This window comes from Sporosarcina sp. P25 (assembly GCF_002743235.1).
Lineage (GTDB): Bacteria > Bacillota > Bacilli > Bacillales_A > Planococcaceae > Sporosarcina > Sporosarcina ureae_B.
Genome location: NZ_PDYV01000001.1, coordinates 210925 through 228885, shown reverse-complemented (window position 1 = coordinate 228885; position 17961 = coordinate 210925). Strand labels below are relative to the sequence as shown.

At 37.6% G+C, this 17961-nt stretch carries 16 protein-coding genes; 1 reads left to right on the top strand and 15 read right to left on the bottom strand.

Features of this window, described 5'->3' with window-relative positions; all coding sequences use genetic code 11:
* The first annotated feature begins 126 nt into the window (after nt 1-126).
* A complete protein-coding gene (locus tag CSV70_RS01105; protein WP_099660878.1) occupies nt 127-354 on the top strand; it encodes a hypothetical protein in 228 nt (75 codons plus the stop codon).
* Between the two features lie 114 nt (nt 355-468).
* On the opposite strand, the gene CSV70_RS01100 is transcribed toward CSV70_RS01105, so the two are convergent.
* The 15 genes from CSV70_RS01100 to CSV70_RS01030 all read right to left on the bottom strand — a co-directional run bounded on the left by CSV70_RS01100 (nt 469) and on the right by CSV70_RS01030 (nt 17961).
* Nucleotides 469-1995: an oligosaccharide flippase family protein gene (locus tag CSV70_RS01100; protein ID WP_099660877.1), complete on the bottom strand. Its 1527-nt coding sequence runs from the start codon at nt 1993-1995 to the stop codon at nt 469-471.
* 73 nt (nt 1996-2068) lie between these two features.
* Complete coding sequence (locus CSV70_RS01095; protein ID WP_099660876.1) at nt 2069-3232, bottom strand: glycosyltransferase; 1164 nt, start codon at nt 3230-3232, stop codon at nt 2069-2071.
* 52 nt (nt 3233-3284) lie between these two features.
* Complete coding sequence (locus CSV70_RS01090; RefSeq protein ID WP_099628292.1) at nt 3285-4559, bottom strand: glycosyltransferase family 4 protein; 1275 nt, start codon at nt 4557-4559, stop codon at nt 3285-3287.
* Nucleotides 4556-5899, bottom strand: coding sequence for a hypothetical protein (locus CSV70_RS01085; RefSeq protein WP_099660875.1), 1344 nt, complete (start codon nt 5897-5899; stop codon nt 4556-4558). The genes CSV70_RS01090 and CSV70_RS01085 overlap by 4 nt, the downstream gene beginning before the upstream one ends.
* Before the next feature lie 66 nt (nt 5900-5965).
* Entirely contained in the window at nt 5966-7090 is a 1125-nt protein-coding gene (gene wecB, locus CSV70_RS01080; protein WP_099660874.1) for a non-hydrolyzing UDP-N-acetylglucosamine 2-epimerase, read from the bottom strand.
* A gap of 2 nt (nt 7091-7092) precedes the next feature.
* Entirely contained in the window at nt 7093-8202 is a 1110-nt protein-coding gene (locus tag CSV70_RS01075; RefSeq protein ID WP_099660873.1) for a capsular polysaccharide biosynthesis protein CapF, read from the bottom strand.
* 15 nt (nt 8203-8217) lie between these two features.
* Entirely contained in the window at nt 8218-9255 is a 1038-nt protein-coding gene (locus CSV70_RS01070; RefSeq protein WP_099660872.1) for a polysaccharide biosynthesis protein, read from the bottom strand.
* A gap of 10 nt (nt 9256-9265) precedes the next feature.
* Entirely contained in the window at nt 9266-10474 is a 1209-nt protein-coding gene (locus tag CSV70_RS01065; RefSeq protein ID WP_158232381.1) for a glycosyltransferase family 4 protein, read from the bottom strand.
* 30 nt (nt 10475-10504) lie between these two features.
* Complete coding sequence (locus CSV70_RS01060; RefSeq protein ID WP_158232327.1) at nt 10505-11446, bottom strand: ATP-grasp domain-containing protein; 942 nt, start codon at nt 11444-11446, stop codon at nt 10505-10507.
* Entirely contained in the window at nt 11439-12152 is a 714-nt protein-coding gene (locus CSV70_RS01055; RefSeq protein ID WP_158232380.1) for a metallophosphoesterase family protein, read from the bottom strand. Before CSV70_RS01055 ends, CSV70_RS01060 begins: the two co-directional genes overlap by 8 nt.
* A gap of 50 nt (nt 12153-12202) precedes the next feature.
* Nucleotides 12203-12799, bottom strand: a complete 597-nt coding sequence (locus CSV70_RS01050) for a sugar transferase (protein WP_099660869.1) — start codon at nt 12797-12799, stop codon at nt 12203-12205.
* A 4-nt stretch (nt 12800-12803) separates the two neighbouring features.
* Complete coding sequence (locus CSV70_RS01045) at nt 12804-14021, bottom strand: DegT/DnrJ/EryC1/StrS family aminotransferase (protein WP_085132830.1); 1218 nt, start codon at nt 14019-14021, stop codon at nt 12804-12806.
* Between the two features lie 53 nt (nt 14022-14074).
* Entirely contained in the window at nt 14075-15907 is a 1833-nt protein-coding gene (locus CSV70_RS01040; protein WP_099660868.1) for a polysaccharide biosynthesis protein, read from the bottom strand.
* A gap of 604 nt (nt 15908-16511) precedes the next feature.
* A complete protein-coding gene (locus CSV70_RS01035) occupies nt 16512-17240 on the bottom strand; it encodes a CpsD/CapB family tyrosine-protein kinase (RefSeq protein WP_099660867.1) in 729 nt (242 codons plus the stop codon).
* On the bottom strand, nt 17230-17961 hold the full coding sequence (locus CSV70_RS01030; RefSeq protein WP_099660866.1) for a YveK family protein: 732 nt from the start codon (nt 17959-17961) through the stop codon (nt 17230-17232). Before CSV70_RS01030 ends, CSV70_RS01035 begins: the two co-directional genes overlap by 11 nt.

The following is a 17961-nucleotide window of genomic DNA, read 5'->3' as shown; positions in this document are numbered from 1 at the left end:
TGCCTTGTTTATTATCGATTATTGGGTTGGTAGAATTATTAACACTCTTTTATTATCAAAACCGAGTGAATTGCATTACATCGCCTTGCTGAACGCTACATATAGTACAGCAAGGAGGTGAAGTTTATGTCGAAATGTGCACATGTAAGCAATGAATGGCTTTTCTTCTTCGGGATTTTAGCCGGATATGCGTTGCTCGGTTTATTTTTAATCGTTCCGGGCTTATTGGGCGCTCTCACTGGAAGCTTGCTGCTGTTAGCTCTTGCTGTGGTGTTGGTGATCATCATCGTGTTGTTCGCCTTGGCGATCATTCTGAAAGGCCTTTCGCGGCTGTTTCGTTATCGTAAACGCTGATGAAAAAGACAGTCGTCACTTGTACAGTGGCGGCTGCCTTACATATATTGCCTACCACATGTGTAGGATAGGTTGGCAAGATGTTGAGGTGTGGTGAGCGTTAGGTTTTCACATCTACAAATATTTAAACCTCTTTCTAACAATCACTCTATATCCACTAAATATCGCTCTTTCGGAACTATTTAAACCAAAGAATGACAGTAAGACTATATACGTTACTGCAACAAAAACCATTTTCAATAATAGTGCTAACCATCCTTCCCATCCCATACTGTTAACTAGTTGTCCTAGTAAAACAGTTACAATCACTGTAGGAAGAATACCTTTTAAGGTCTCTCTAAAAAATCTAGGTACGTTGATCCCAATCTTATATTGGTAATACCAATTTATCACACCAATTTGGAAAATAATAATCGAGACAGCTGTCGAAATTCCTATCCCCATCGGACCGTATAGCATACCTAACCATATGGAAAGCGGAATATTTAAGAGCGCCATGACAAGATAAGCCTTCGCCTCAAACCTGTGCATACTTTTGACTTGCAAAATCACACCGCCAAGCGTTTGAAACATAGGAACTGTCACCGGTATGAAAATCAGAAGAGTGATCCAATACACTTCTCCATATTCTTCTCCAGCCCAAAATTCTATAAAAGATTGCCCCGTTACGATAAAACCTGATAAGACGATACCCAATATCACAAATTGGATACGACCGATCTGAATCATTAAACTGGTCAATACTTCTCCACTTGCTCCTTCACTTACTAAATTAGATACCTTTGGCATAAAAACGTTGGATATAGCTAATGAAAGTTGTTGATAATAGATTACGAGGGTTAAGGATAATGCATATAGCGCAACTGCTACTGTACTGCTATATATTCCTAATGTCACTTGACCAATTCTCCAAAAGAGTTGATTCACAATCGCTGTAATGAAAATAAAAAAAGAATAATTCATAATTTCTTTAATAAATTCCATATCGAATTTATACAATCTGATTTTTATTTTAAGATGGTTGAAGCAATATATAGCGTATACTACCCCAATTCCAATATTTAAGATTGTATCAATGATAACAATGGCAATAGACTTATACCCCATTAACAGTAGTGTAATGAGAACACCAATACGCAAGCATATTCTGACGATCCCTATCACATTCACGACCACAAATCTTCCATACCCATTGGCGATAAAATGAAATGCCCCAAGAGGAAGTGATAACATTAAATTAAATACTAGAATAGCCGCCATAATCTTAGCCTTAGAAAATTCGGCATCCGTAAGAGAATGAGCAAAGAAAAGATCCAGATTCATTACGAGTAATGTGCCTATTAGTAATACTAAAAGCGAGATCAAACCATAAATTAAAAATATAGTAGCCAAAAAGTTTTCTTGTTTTTTATCATTTTTTTCACTTTGATACTTCGATATAAACCTGTACATCGTATTGTGTAATCCCAAATCCATAATCGCAATATACCCTACAATTGAACCGATTAACATATACAAACCATATTCAGATTGACCGAGATGCCGCAGCAGGAATGGTGTGAACAATAACCCGCTAAAGGTAGTTAAAATAATATTTACATAGGATAGAAGTGCACCTGATTTAATTTGATCTTTAGCCATACACACCACCCCTACTCTTCAGTAATTCAATCTTTAAAAACTCTATTTCGAATGAATATTTTACTTGCCAAATTTAATATATAAACTTGTGCGTTAGTATTTCTGCCTGACTGCAGGGGCCTTGTTCATAGTGTAAGTGTATTCCGCCTAGTAAAGATTCAAACAAGTTTATCAATCGGGTGGTTGCATATTTTGCATTCCATGTTTCGTATAATGTATGATAGGCCTCAATTCCCAATCTTTCAGCTAAACCAGTAGTATCTAATAAACTGGCAACACATTTGTATAGGTGATGTATATCTCCATTCTTATAAATTAATCCGTTTTTATTTTGTTCGAGTAAAAATGGTACAGAACCAATAGCATGACTTGCAACTACGGCACATCCACTATTCATAGCTTCGTTCAAGACTGCTCCCCAACCTTCATTGAAGTCACTAGTGAATAAATAGATATTTGCGCGTTCCATATGACGTCTTACTTCATCTGGCTTCATGTTACCTAGCAGGTTTACATGAGTAGAAAGATCATATTTCTCTATCATTTCTTTCAACTCATCTTCCATCTCTCCGGAACCAATGATATCCATGTGAAACAAGTAATCGCTGGCCTTTAACATGGCAGCTACTTGTATCGCCTGTTCTGGATGTTTTAGTCCTAATAGCCTTCCTACCCACAATATTTTAGGAACTCTATTCTGTTTCTTTTCCATTAGCTCTTTTATGTCATGACGCTTTACTTCAGGGAAGTATCCCCACTTAAATGCCTTTTTCTTATACGCTCCTACTAGTCTAAAATCTGCAGCAGTGTATGCACTTGCACATAACATATACACATTTTTATTCAGATAACGCGTGTGGTTTTTCACTAAAGGAAAGAAGGATCTAGGACTCACCACTCTGTAACGTCCCTTTTTAAAAATCCTTTCAGAGTAGCGAAAGGTGATTTTGTTCTGCTTCAGCCTTTCTTTTATAAAAATTGCTGGTGCGGAACCGATAATTACAATTTCACTTTCTTCACTTAATTGAAGAGCTTTATGATAATTTTCATCAGTAGCATAGGAGTTGAGTGTAAAGGGATATTTCTCGCTCATATCTTCATACCCTAGCTCTACTCGTTCTTCGTGCATGGGTTCAGTTGCAACGAACTTAAAATCCCTTCCAAGCCTTTCGTACATTTCCAGGCAGAAAGGTAATTGATGATGATTCAAGAAATTTGAGTAGAATGTCACTTTCATGATGTCACCTCATTTCGTTTTCCTATCTACAGCAAAGGCTATGCAGTGAGCACTAATTAATTTTATTGTCATGCATAATATTCATGTAAATATCTGTAATCGTCTTATAAATCATCCCGTCATCATGGAGAGTATGTACAGCTTTTAACGCATTTTGAGACAGCCTATTCGCTAGTTGTGGATCTTCAAAAATCATCTTGATATATTCTGCAAGCAATTCATACTCTTCAAAACGATAGAGTAATGCGATGTCTTCATGGGTGGCGTATTCAGGTATCCCCCCTACATTACTAGCTATACATGGTGTTCCTACCATCATTGCCTCTTTTAAGGTGCTAGAGTGGTTCTCCAATGCTGAGGAAAGTACAAACACGTTAACTTTCGACATGGTCTTAGCCATATTGTCAGGTGTTAAAGGACCGGTGAATTCTATATGATCCATCAAGTCCAGTTTATCTATTAGTCCTTCGATGTATTTCATATAACCTGATTTTTTTAGTCTACTTTTTATATTTCGATCACTAATCATCGGATTCCCTGGTACTACTAACTTAACATTTGGATACGTTCTTTTTACTAATGCCAGTGCCTTCAAAATCATGTGTAATCCCTTTAATGGGTAACCTGATGCGTTACACATAATGGTATAAGGCTCACTCGTTTCATATGACCATCGGTAGTTTTTAAATGTTTCATTAATACTTAACGGACACGAATGAATGTTGAGATCAGGAATGATCGCTTTGCAATTAGCATTGGTCCATATATTTTCACTAATAATGTTTCCGGAAATTCTCAGCATTTCTTTTTCATACTTGCTGTTCTTTAAAAATTTTCTTTTTTGCGCAAGAACAGAATCGCCTTTTATCATGTCACGCAAAGTGATATTTTTCTTCAACTCATCGTGTTCAATTCCCGCCTCGTAATATTTCGCAATGGATGCCAATAATCCCTGTATGAATAGTACAGAAGGAATAGTAGGTTTTGCTTTAAGTGCAGCTAATCCTTGTGTAAACTCACTTCCCCACACCTGAATAATATCAGGTGCTTCTTTAGTTAAAAGTCTTTCCCAATCCTGAATATGATCTTTTTTTGCATGATCATATTCAACTGGATTACCGCCTGGTAGGATATAATATTTTACATTCTCTTCTTCTAAGTAAATATACGTTTTATTTCTCCCTGTTGTAACAATCACTAATTCATGTTCTTTTGTAGAGATGAATTCCTGTAGTAATGCATCCATCCATAGGCCATTAGATTCTCTGCCAAATAATTTCTGATGAATGGATCCTATAACAATATTCGTAATCCACATCACTTTCATATGCCATGCTCCCTTCCAGTAACAACAACGCTTCGTTTTTTTGGAACTTTAACTTTAACTTTTTCTCTCTTAAAAGCATACGGAATATACGGGATTGCAGGTATGACACAGAATATGACAAATCCTATTTCAATTACATAAAGTACCGGATTAATAGTACCGAATAATAAAAACAGGAAGTAGATGACTAGTAAGAAACCCGTAAAGCTAGTTTTTTTATAATATTTCAGATGTTTTTTAAAATTAAAGTAAAAAGTTAAGAACAAAGGAACTCCAGTGAATAACCCGTAAAACCCTAGTAAATCAAACCACCCGGAGTGTCCTTCGATTCTTCCAGATTCTATATGGCTGAACGGACCCAGTATTCCAAAGAAGGGATTGGAAAAGAATGTTTGTAAAGAAGATAAGTATAAATCTACTCTATTACCTAGTTGTCCACCGTTAAAATCTATTAAAAGTGAGTTAGCCAAATCTGTGAACTTTTCATTTAGAATATAGTTCCAACTAAGCTTATCTGCTATAGCTAAGAAAAAGTTCCCCATAGCGATTTGATCCACTACCACTAACAGAAAAAAAGAAGTAATCATTAATAGAAGTAACGTCACTCTATTTTTGGCAAAGACAACCAGTATAATTCCAAGTATGGATATCAATAAGGAAGTAGCGTAGGAAGCTTGTATCAGCATCTGAAAAGCAACAATACTAAATAACAGAGCTAACGCTTTATGTGTTACTGTGAATAAAGAAGGATTTCTTATGATAGGATATAAACTACCTATTAACAGGAAAACCACACTGTAAATATGGCCAAATCCACCAATGCCTAACTTAGTATACATTTGAATAAAATCTGCTCTTCCAGTCGCAAGCTCTCTAGATGCCATCGGATAATCCAGTAAGCCTAAGTAGGTTTGAAAATTACCTATTATAAAGAATATAATGGTACAAATTGCGATCAATCCTAAAGCTTTATAATCTTTCTTATAGTACATATAATAATGATTAATAAATATTCCGGCTAAGAAGATGGGAAAGCTGATAGTAATGGCATTCGTTCCTGCGGCTCCATAAAATAATGTGCCCGTAAGGAAGTAAGGAATGAAAGTAATAAAAAAAACTAGAACAAATACTAAATCTAATGACCATTTTTTCAGAATCCATCTCATATCAGTCGTGATGAACCAAATGAATAGCCAGAATAGTAAGAAAATGACACCTATTATACTTCTCACATATGGAATAGCAATCCACATACAAACAAAAATAATGGCTAAATGATTAATACTAGTTAACAGAGGACTAATATCTTTACTAGTGAGGACTTTTTTAGTTTCGAACATAAAATCAACCCTTGAAAATCAGATTTTTTCATTCGATTTAAATAGTCTACTTAATATTCTTCATGCTCATTTCCCCCACACTACTCGGTTTACATAGTCCGTGTAGGACAAAATAATTCGTAATACCTTATCCGAAACATTTGGCATACTATAATCACCGACAGGTCGCAAGCTTCCTTGTTCTTGCGTCTCTAAAACTTTCAACCCTTGTATAATTCTTTCTTTCTTCAAGCCCACCATCATGACGGACGTTTCTTCCATCGCTTCTGGTCTTTCATGAGCTTGTCTTATATTCAACGCTCGAAAGCCGAGAATAGAGGACTCTTCACTTATCGTTCCACTGTCACTCAGCACAGCTTTTGCATCTTTTTGAAGCTTTATATAATCATTGAATCCTAAAGGCTTCATCGTCTTAACTAAAGGATGAAATTCTATTCCCTTTTCTTCAATCATGTTCTTCGTTCGTGGATGTGTACTGACAATCACTGGCATTTGATACTTCTCTGCAATCGTATTCAAACTGTCCACCAAATCTAGGAAGTTCACTTGCGAATTAATATTTTCTTCACGATGTGCGGATATGACAAAATAGCACCCTTTTTCAAGATCCAGTCTTTCGAGCACTTCGGAGCGATCAATATCATCTCTTCTGGAATGGATCACTTCAAACATCGGACTACCGGTCTTGATGATTCGGTCTGCTGGCAAGCCTTCTCTTAAGAGGTATTCCCTTGCGATATCACTGTAGGTTAAATTAATATCAGCTATATGATCTACAATCTTTCTATTGGTTTCTTCTGGCACCCGTTGATCAAAACACCTATTACCGGCTTCCATATGGAATATAGGGATTTGTTTTCTTTTAGCTGCAATAGCACTAATACAACTGTTGGTATCCCCTAGTACAAGAAATGCATCGGGCTGTACTTCGTCAATCACTGGATCGATGTGAATAAGTATATTCCCTATAGTTTGCACGGCTGTTCCATTCGCTGAATTCAGGAAGTAATCAGGCTTTTTTAATTTGAAATTCTCAAAAAACACTTCATTTAACTCATAATCATAATTTTGTCCGGTGTGAACTAGCGTATGTTCAACAGCAGACGAACTATCTAATTTATTGATGACTGCCGACAATCTTATGATTTCAGGTCTCGTCCCAACTACTGTCATGACTTTTAATTTTTTCATCATCAGACCTCCAAAAAGTATGTGTCGGGTTTTTCCGCATCAAAGCACTCATTTGCCCACATAACAGTTACCAAATCACTATCTCCAGTATTAACAATCGAATGTGCATAGCCAGGCGGGATATCGACCGACTGTAGCTTGTCCCCACTCACTTCATACTCGATCATTTTATCGGAATCCATTCCTCTGAAACGAATGACTCCTTTCCCACTGACAACTAAGAACTTCTCATTTTTTGTATGATGCCAATGATCACCTTTGGTAATATGAGGTTTTGAAACATTAATAGAAACTTGACCTCTTTCACGACTCCTTAAAAATTCAGTAAAAGATCCACGATCATCACGATGCATAGTCAAATCATATGAAAACTGATCCTCCGGCAAAAAGCTTAGATACGTACTATACAAGGCCTTAGTTAAAGCGTTCTCCATATCGGGAATATATAAATCGCTTCTACTGTCCTTAAAACTACGTATCAGATCGGCTAACTCTCCAATTTTAATAGGATGTGATACAGCAACCGTACAACGCCCCTCAATGACTGTCGGCTTTCCTTCTAACGCAAGCTTGAACTCTTCTACTACATCGTCGATATAACATAAATTCAACTCTGCATTCGGATTATTGACTTGAATGTCTAAATCCCTTGCGATATTATGACAAAATGTAGCCACAACAGAATTGTAGTGAGGCTTGCTCCACTTTCCAAACACGTTAGGCAGACGATACATATATACTTCAACACCTGTTTCTCTCTGATAGGCAGCCACTAATTCTTCAGCAGCCTTTTTACTTCTTCCGTAGGGATGATCCTGTTCCGCTTGAATAGAAGAAGTGATCAGAATCGGCGCTTTATTTTGATGTTGATTTAACAAATTCAATACTTGAGAAGTCAGACCGAAGTTCCCTTCCATGAATTCGTTGTCATCTTGCGGTCTATTCACACCTGCTAAATGAAATACAAAATTACATTCTCTTGTGTAATGCTCTAGCTGTGTAAAATTAGTATCTCTAGTAAATTCAAATATTTCACTGTACCCCGTATTTTTTAGTTCCGCAATCAGATTTTTTCCTAAGAATCCTTTTGCTCCGGTAACTAGGATTTTCATGAAGCAGACCACCTTTTAATTCATAATAGGGAAGGTTCTATTCCAGTGTTCTAATTCAGTTCTAACATACTCTAATTCTAACAGCCTTTCCTTAATCTGTTCAACAGTCAAGATGTCAGTATTATCTGAATTGTATTCTTGGATACTAGAAAGCTCACGATCTCCTTCTTCAAAATACTTATCGTAGTTCAATTCTCTTTTATCTGATGGAACTCTATAGAAGTTTGGTAAATCTTCGCACTTCACATATTCCTCTTTCGTAAGCAATGTTTCATAGCGTTTTTCTCCATGACGCGTGCCAATAATTTTAATCTCATTACTTGCATTGAATAACTCTTTGATCGCTTGTGCCAATGCACCAATCGTACTAGCTGGAGATTTTTGGACCATGATATCTCCCGCTTCTGCATTATGGAAAGCAAACACTACGAGTTCGACCGCTTCTTCCAGACTCATTAAGAATCTAGTCATACCCGGGTCCGTAACGGTAATAGGCTGTCCACTTTTGATTTGATCGATGAATAGAGGAATAACAGATCCACGTGAAGCCATGACATTTCCGTATCTCGTACCACATATTAAAGTTCTTTCCGGGGAAACGGTTTTGGATTTTGCCACAAACACTTTTTCCATCATCGCCTTAGAAATGCCCATTGCGTTGATCGGATAGGCAGCTTTATCTGTCGACAGACAAACGACCTTTTCTACTCCATAATCGATGGCGGCCGTTAAGACATTGTCAGTTCCTAAGATATTGGTTTTTACAGCTTCAAGTGGGAAGAATTCACATGATGGAACTTGCTTTAATGCTGCTGCGTGAAAAATATAATCTACTCCATGCATCGCATTTTTCACACTAGCCAAATCTCTTACGTCACCAATATAAAATTTTAGTTTATTGTTTTTATTTAACTTCCGCATATCATCCTGTTTTTTTTCATCTCGAGAAAAAATTCGTATTTCTTTTATATCGCTGTCAAGAAATCTTTCCATTACCGCATGTCCAAAAGAACCCGTTCCACCTGTAATTAATAATGTTTTGTCCTTAAACATATCCAACACCTCACTTTTTGAAATGGCTTTCCAATATCTCAACTGAGCGATGTACTTTGAAGTTCTCTTCCATGTATTTGCGTCCATTCTCACCCATTATCTTCAACCTTTTGGAAGTAGACATTTCCTTCGCCTTATTTATAAAAACATGTACATCACCAGACCAAACCCATTCACCACAGTCGGCTTCTTCAATCAGCTCTTTTAAGTCTGTTACGTTATCCGTAGCTGCAATAATTGGTTTGGCATACTCCATGTACGATAGAATCCTGGATGGATAATTGGGTATCGAGAATCGCGGATCTAAGATGATCAAACCTACATCACTTTCTTTTGTGATTTGTTCATACTGATCTCTTGGAAGATTTTCAATGACACGCGCATTGTGTATAGATTTTTCTTCTATTACTTTTTCTAATTTCACTCTGTCCGTTCCCCGGCCAACGAATAGGAAATACATATTCTTTTCATCTTTGCAGCCTTCAACAACTTTACATAAAAAGTCTATATACTGCGGCTTCCCCATATTTCCACCAAACAAAAATACACAGGAGTCTTTTGGAATTCCAAGCTGTTCTCGCATGTTGATCTCATGTAGATTAATTACGTTTTTTGAATAACTCACTTTTTTCGTATTAGGAAATATTTCAACAGCAGAAGAGTGAAGTCTTGTATGATGAGTAAGAATATATTGCCTATTCGCATTAGACATGCACCCAATAACATCCGCAGTTTTCAGTAACTTGTTTTCTTTTGATTTAAAGTAATGATAAAATACACTCTTTTTATTTATCATTCCTAAATCTACAGCGTTTTGTGGAAAGATATCTTTTAACATCAGATAGGCAGGACAATTAAAACGTTTTTTTGCCCATGCAACGAGATCCGCATTCGTGACTGGTGGCGCTTCAAATAAAATGAAATCGAACTCTTTATTCGCAAAGTATTTAGTGATTCCACGTTTCATCAAGAGTGGGATCTTTAACGTCGTAACGCCTTTCTCTAGTAATCCAACATCATAATAATTACCCGTTACAATTCGTAGTACATTGAATCCTCTTTCTTGCTGTAATTCTGTACGTTCTTTATTCCTCGCTTGCTCTGACACTGCGACAGTCACTTCATGACCAGCCTCGTGTAAGGCTTCTGCCAAGTCGGTATATATAGTCGCACCTTTTGATGGTTCCGGAAATGAAGTAGCGATATATAACACTCTCACTATAGTCATTCTCCTTAAAAGACTTATTTTTTAACTTAGCAGTAAGAACTTCTCATTCATTTCCCGAATGCCGATTGCACTTTTATATTTCTTTACATACGGTTGGACTTCTCTTTCGTCCATCATATCAAGCCACCATCTGACATCTTCGAAACCTAGTTGATGCCTAAAATTCACAGTTCCTGATATTCTCGGGTTAATCTCGAAGATATAGTTTTTACCGCCACTCTTACGTAATTGAATGTTAAAACTTCCTACGAGACCTAGACCTTGCGCAGCAATGATCGCATCTCGCGTGATGGACGAATCATCCACTAACTTTACAAATTTCGTGTAGCCACCTTGTAATCTTCTTTGGAATGAAATGATTCGGATTTCTTTCCCATCGCTGAACACTCCGACTGTATATTCCTCATCTGACGCATCAATATACTCTTGAATGATCAGTAGTTCCGAAACACTTGAACTGATCTTGTCTAACTCTTTTTGAGTGGTAATGATCGTTAACAGTTTAGACCCGCAAGATTTTCTAAACTTCACAATATATTTCCTTCCGTCGGCCACGAAATTATCTTCTGAGAAATATTCTGGAATATCTAAGCCGAGATGTTCTAATCTTTGCGCTGTTAAATACTTGTCCAAGCAAATATCCACGATTTCTTTTCTATTGATTAACACTTTTACATTCAATCGTTCAAAAATATCCAAATGATGTATAATTGCTTCTATCTCGTGTTCACTTACAGGAACTAAGTGAGTTACGTTATAAATTTTGCATTTATTTGAGATTTGGGAGATATAATCCTCATTTCCTGCTGGAAGTGAAGAGAAGAATTTATCGACTACATCTAGTCCTACCGGATGTGAATCTATATCGCACCCAATCAACACATCGGACTCGTTCTTGAGGCATTTCAAAATACTATGCCCCACATCTCCACCGATTGCAGTAACTAATATGACTCTATTCATGATTCCTCTCCCCATTTCTAAACAAGATATCTATCAGCTTTTGATTTCCCGCATCGTATGTCTCAATGTCTCTGATCAATAATTGTCTATCCCAATGTATCTCCTGAAACTCGACTGTTCCATTTGGCAGTGTAAGTGTAGCGAAGCTAAAGCCATTCGTATCTCTTGGCTGTCCAATAGATCCCGGATTAATAACGGTTGTGGATTGCAGGTTCCTCACCATTCGATAATGTGTATGTCCATGTATCACGTAATCGAATGTCTCATATCCGTCCGCCTTCAATAATGTAGTATCTGGATAGACTCTTCCGTTGATAGGATCACTTACGCTTCCATGAAACACCCCCATTCTTTTCCCTTCCATTTCCAGAATGAGAGAATCGGGCATGTTTTCAATGAACACTTGGTTGTCAGCTGAAATCCGACTCATGATTCCTTTATAGGAATTCCCATACTTCTTCACTAACTGATCTTCGTCTTCTTCAGCCAAACAATAATCTAAGTAGTATTGGTCATGATTTCCTTTTACAGCGTGTAGATTCTTCATACTCCGCAGCTTCGATAGGATAGCATTTTGATCGTAGTAATAACCAAAGACATCTCCACAAAAAATATACTGATCAATTTCCAGCTGGTCGCTTTGCCTTAAGAATTCTTCGAATGCGTACAAGTTGCCATGTATGTCTGAGAAAAAACAAACTTTCATGTCATCACCACATTTCATTTACACCCATTTAAAATCTCTCAGACAATGTTTTAGCTATTCTCCTCGTTATAAACATGTTTTCGCTGAATGAGTAGATGTAGTGTTTTGAAGACGATTTTCACATCCAATAAAAAACTCAAATTGTCGACATAGAATACATCGTTTTCAAATCTCTTTCTCATAGAAATCGAATTACGGAAATACGCTTGATTGTAGCCAGTGATTCCCGGTACGACGTCTAACTTTTGAACTTCTCTTCCTTCATACACAGACAACATTTCTACTAAATCAGGTCTTGGTCCAATAAGACTCATTTGACCGAATAAGACATTCACTAACTGTGGCAATTCATCCACACTCGTTTCTCTGAGCGCCTTACCGATTTTCGTCAATCTCGGGTCACTATCCGAACAGAAAGTGGACCCATCTTCATTACGGATATCGGGAACGTTTACTTTCATCGTCCTGAACTTGAACATATGGAATGGAACACCATTTTTCCCTAGTCTGTCTGCCTTATAAAAAATAGGTCCACGATCTTCTGATTTTATTAGAATACCGACAACTGAAAGAATCAGGAGTAGAAAAGGTAATGTAACTAGGCTGATCACAATATCGATAAGTCTTTTGACAATATTTCTATACATTTGATCACCTACCGTTTAAAATATTTTCTAATTGCTTCACTATATAACGGATATCTGTATTGCTTAGCTGAGTATGAAGTGGTAGAGTCAGTTCATTTTCATACTGTTTATAGGCGTTTGGATAATTCTCCATGTCAAACCCTAAGTTTTTATACGCCGTTAACATAGGTAATGGTTTATAGTGCACGTTGCAGGCGACTCCAGCTTCTGCCATTCGGTTAATGATGTGATTTCTCTCTTTCTCATTAATACCAGGTAGCCTGACCATATATAGATGACCTGAAGAGTTGTAGTCTTCACCATAATGTTGTAATACATCAATTCCTAACGGCAGCAAGGCTTGATCATATATAGCAATCATTTGCTTACGTCTATCGAGCAGGTCTTCATACCGGGTAAGCTGAATTAATCCAATCCCTGCCGCAATGTCTGTCATATTGCACTTATAAGCCGGATAGACGATGTCGTATTCCCATCCACCTATCTGTGTTTTGGACAGGGCATCTTTCGATTGACCGTGAAGACTGTACAGCATGTATTGCTTATAAAGCCACTCTTCGTCAAATCCTCGATCATTGCGCCACGTGGCAGCTCCACCTTCAGCAGTAGTGAAGTTTTTTACTGCATGAAATGAGAAACAAGTGAAATCTGCTACTTGACCACATTTTTGATTCTTTCTTTCAGCTCCGAAAGCATGTGCAGCATCACTCATGACCGCAATTCTGTTAAGCTGAGATTGAAGCTTGCCAGTCGCTGTAAACAAGTGCTTTTTGCTTTCTATAATTTTGTAAATCGTGTCGTAATCACACATTTTCCCAGCAATTTCAACAGGTATAATGGCTTTTGTTTTCTCTGTTATGGCATCCGCTAATTGGTTATAATCCATTTCAAAAGAATTGAGAGACGTATCAACTAATACAATTTTTGCTCCTACATGATGAATAATAGATGCAGATGCAGTGTATGTATAAGCTGATGTGATGACCTCGTCTCCAGGCCCAATCCCTAATATTCTTAGTGTCAGTTCCATTGCCGCAGTTGCGGAATTCAAGCACACTGTTTGAGATACTCCGAGATATTCAGCGATTCTTTGTTCCAACTCTTTCGTTTTAGATCCAGTAGTAATCCACCCTGACTTCATGATCTTCATGACTTCATCCATCTCAGCCTCTGTTATATCAGGTATAGAAAAAGGGATATTTCTAAATTTGCTATCTATCATTACATTCACCCCTCTTGTTCATTTTTCCTAAGTCCATGAATAGAAATCACGACTTATACCGCTTCTACTTCTTGGGTAGGTACTTCCGGAAACTTGCGATTTGCTAACCCAACTAATGTATCTTTTATCTCTATGTCAGACATATTCATCAACTGCTCTAACACACGGACTTGTTCCATTTCTGGTATAGGTGTGGCTTTTCCAATGTGGATTTTTGGGAAAACTGTATCGGTTTGCCGTTCACTTTCATTCATTAATTCTTCATATAACTTTTCTCCAGGCCTTATTCCCGAGTAACATATTCCGATATCGTCTTCCTCGTATCCAGAAAGCTTGATCAGATTTCTAGCTAAGTCCACAATTTTTACTGGTTCCCCCATATCGAGCACGAAAACTTCTCCTCCTTGCGCGAGTACACCTGCCTGTATGACTAATCGAGAAGCTTCAGGAATCGTCATAAAGTATCTAGTCATTTCTGGATCGGTAACTGTAATAGGTCCGCCATCCGCAATTTGTCTTCTGAAAAGTGGAACTACACTTCCTCGCGAGCCGAGTACATTACCAAACCGAACTGCTGCAAACTTTGTATGACTATTTTTCGCTAAATTCTGTATGATCATCTCTGCAAAACGTTTAGTAGCTCCCATAATATTGGGCGGGTTTACTGCTTTATCAGTAGATACAAAAACGAAGTACGAGACGCCAAACAGTTCTGCTGCCTCTGCTACATTTTTAGTACCGAAGATATTGTTCTTCACTGCTTCCATTGGATTGTCTTCCATAAGCGGAACATGTTTATGTGCCGCGGCATGGTAAATGACATCTGGTTTTTGTTCGCTAACCACATCGAATATTCGATTTCGATCCTGTACGTCTGCAATGACGGGAACAATTTCTATTTCATTAGAAAGCTTTTGGCGGAGCTCCATATCAATGGTGTAGATAGAGTTTTCACCATGTCCTAATAAAATCAGTTTCTTCGGTTTAAATTCTGCCACTTGTCGGCAAATCTCGGAACCGATGGAACCACCTGCCCCTGTTATAAGAATCGTTTTATCTTGCAGTTTGCCTTTTATCGCCTGTAAGTCTAGCTGTACCTCGTCACGTCCAAGAAGATCTTCAATTTTCACATCACGCACATCTTGAATCGATACTTTTCCCGTGATTAAGTCTTCAATCAGTGGAATCGTTTGTGTAGTAATACTGGTTTCCACACACTTCTTCATTAATAGTGCCATCTTCCGTTTATCCATCGATGGTATGGCAATGACGATTTTATCCGCTTCGTATCTGTTTACATATTGCTGGATGTCTTCTGTACCGCCACAAACGCGAATACCGTAAATTTCCAACCCTTGTTTCATAGGATCATCATCTATAAATGCTACTGGCCGCATACCGTGCCTTGGGTTATTCAGTATTTGTCTTGCTATCATAATCCCAGCTTGTCCAGCACCTATTATGATTGTTCGTTCCATTTTCACATCATGGGCTTTAATCTTTCGACCTCCAGCTACTCTCCAGGATAATCTTGACCCTCCGATGAGCAAGACATGCAGCATCCAAGTAATCACGAGTGCACGTATCGAAATGTTTTGAGTGAGTAAATATTGCACAACAGCGACCACCAATATAGATAACGACACCGCCACGACGATAGATCGCAATTCCCCAATCGATGCATATGTCCACGCTTTCCTATATAGGCCGAAACGCCAGGCAAAAAAGTGATGAGAAATTTGTATCGTTACTGCACTAATCAACAACAATTTACTAAAAAACACGTCAACGAATGGCGTTAATATAAAATAGCCGATATAAATGGAATACAAAACAATCACTGAATCTACTACAATGAGCATAGTCATTCTCTTGCGAATGGTCACATCAACCTCCCCTTTCGAAAATCCATTATGTAATCTCTTAAAGCGTGTTGTATAAATGCCGCTTGTGTATAAAAACAACACAAAATGCGCGTATTTCATTCGTTTTAACTAGTATACTACAGATAGTTCAGTATATTCAATCTTTTATTGTAGTTATACTACACATTTTTTAGAATTTTCTATTTTCATTGATAGTACTACTACACAAAAAGCTTACAAATTAGTATTTTACTCGCTTTCATCTCAACTATACTCGACTTTCGGTCTATAACTTATCTATGCTATTAGCTCTTAGTAAATTCAGAATCAACGCCCAAACAAAACCTTTTGAACTAAAACATAGATGCTAGCAAATAATAAGCAAGTACTCTACTCAACATACTAACTAGAAACATTTGCTCAAATCATGGCTATTTATACGTAAAAGGTAGTAATCCTATCGAATAATGAATAGCCAACGACATAACGTAAAAACAGACTAGGACAAAACAAAAAAATGCATGAAGGATCATTCTTCTCCTTCCTGCATTTTTTTAACTACGTATTTATAAAAGTAACTTTTGAGAAAGAAGAGTGGAGCGCAGGGGAGCGGACTATTTTCTAGTCATGTCCCCGCCTCCACATTTCCGTAATACTGATTATAATAGTGATCTTTTTGCCTCTCAAAGTTATTAAGTACAGTGCCTATAATATTCGCCTGGGAGGAAAGCAGTGCTTCTTTCGCTTTTACTACACTGTCTTTCTCCGTCTTACGCGCATGTAAAACAATAATTGTACCGTCACATCTATGCGATAAGATCTGTGCATCCGTCACGTTAATTACAGGCGGTGCATCAAATAATAGCAAATCATACATGCCAGTTAATTGTTCCAGTACATGATCCATAGTTTTCGAACCTAGTAACTCAGCCGGATTGGGTGGTATGGGTCCACTCGTTATTAAATCCAAACCTTCTATATCTGTTTTTTGAATGACATCTTTGATCTCCCAATTACGCGTCAGTAGATTGGATAATCCAGTCGCATTCATCCGATTGAATGTATAATGTGTCGTCGGTTTACGCATATCCGCATCAATCAATAATACCTTTTTTCCTGCTTGAGCAAAAACAACTGCTGTATTGGCGGAAATGGTGGATTTCCCTTCACCTTGTGCAGCAGAAGTGAAAAGAATCGTTTTCAACTCTTGATCCGGCATAGAGAAATTTATATTAGTCCGTAATGTTCGAAATTGTTCAGACACACTAGATTTTGAATTGGACTGTGTCACTAACTTCCGACCGACAAAACGCTTAGCTTGTCTTTTCTTTTTTCGACTAATTTTATTTACCATGAGAATCAACACCTTTCTGTTTAATTACTCTGCCTACTCCTACCTCTCTATCAGATATCGGACTAATCAAGCCTAATAGCGGTAAGTTCAGTAATTCTTCAACATCGTGCTCTGTTTTCACAGTTGTATCCAAATATTCGAGTAAAAATGCGATTCCTACACCAGCCATCAAACCAATCACGGTAGCAATCGCGATATTTAAACGTTTATTCGGCCTTACAGGTGTCGGGTCATCAGCATACATAGCAGGTGATAAAATAGTCACATTGTCCACTTGCATAAGATGAACAATTTCTTTTTGGAATACTTCAGCTGTCGTATTTGCGATATCCACTGCTTTATGTGGCTCGGGATCTTGTACTGTTACACTCACTACTTGAGAGTTTTGCTCACTGTTCACAGTTAATTGTGTATTTAGAGCAGCAGGCGTTATCCCCAAGTCCAAACTCTCAATAACATGCGATAAGATGACAGGACTTTTAATAATGACGGTGTAAGTATTGATGAGTTGTAAGTTGGTTTGAATATCCGATGAGTCAAAATCTGTCGTGGCTTCTGCCTTATTTACTAATATTTGTGTAGATGCTTGATAGATAGGAGTCAAAAAGAAATAGCTTATAACTATTGCAGCCAGAATCGCTGTCAGCGTAGTACCTATAATAAGCCATAACCGCTTTTTTAATGTCGCAAATAATTCTTGTAAACTAATAGTCTCGCCCAT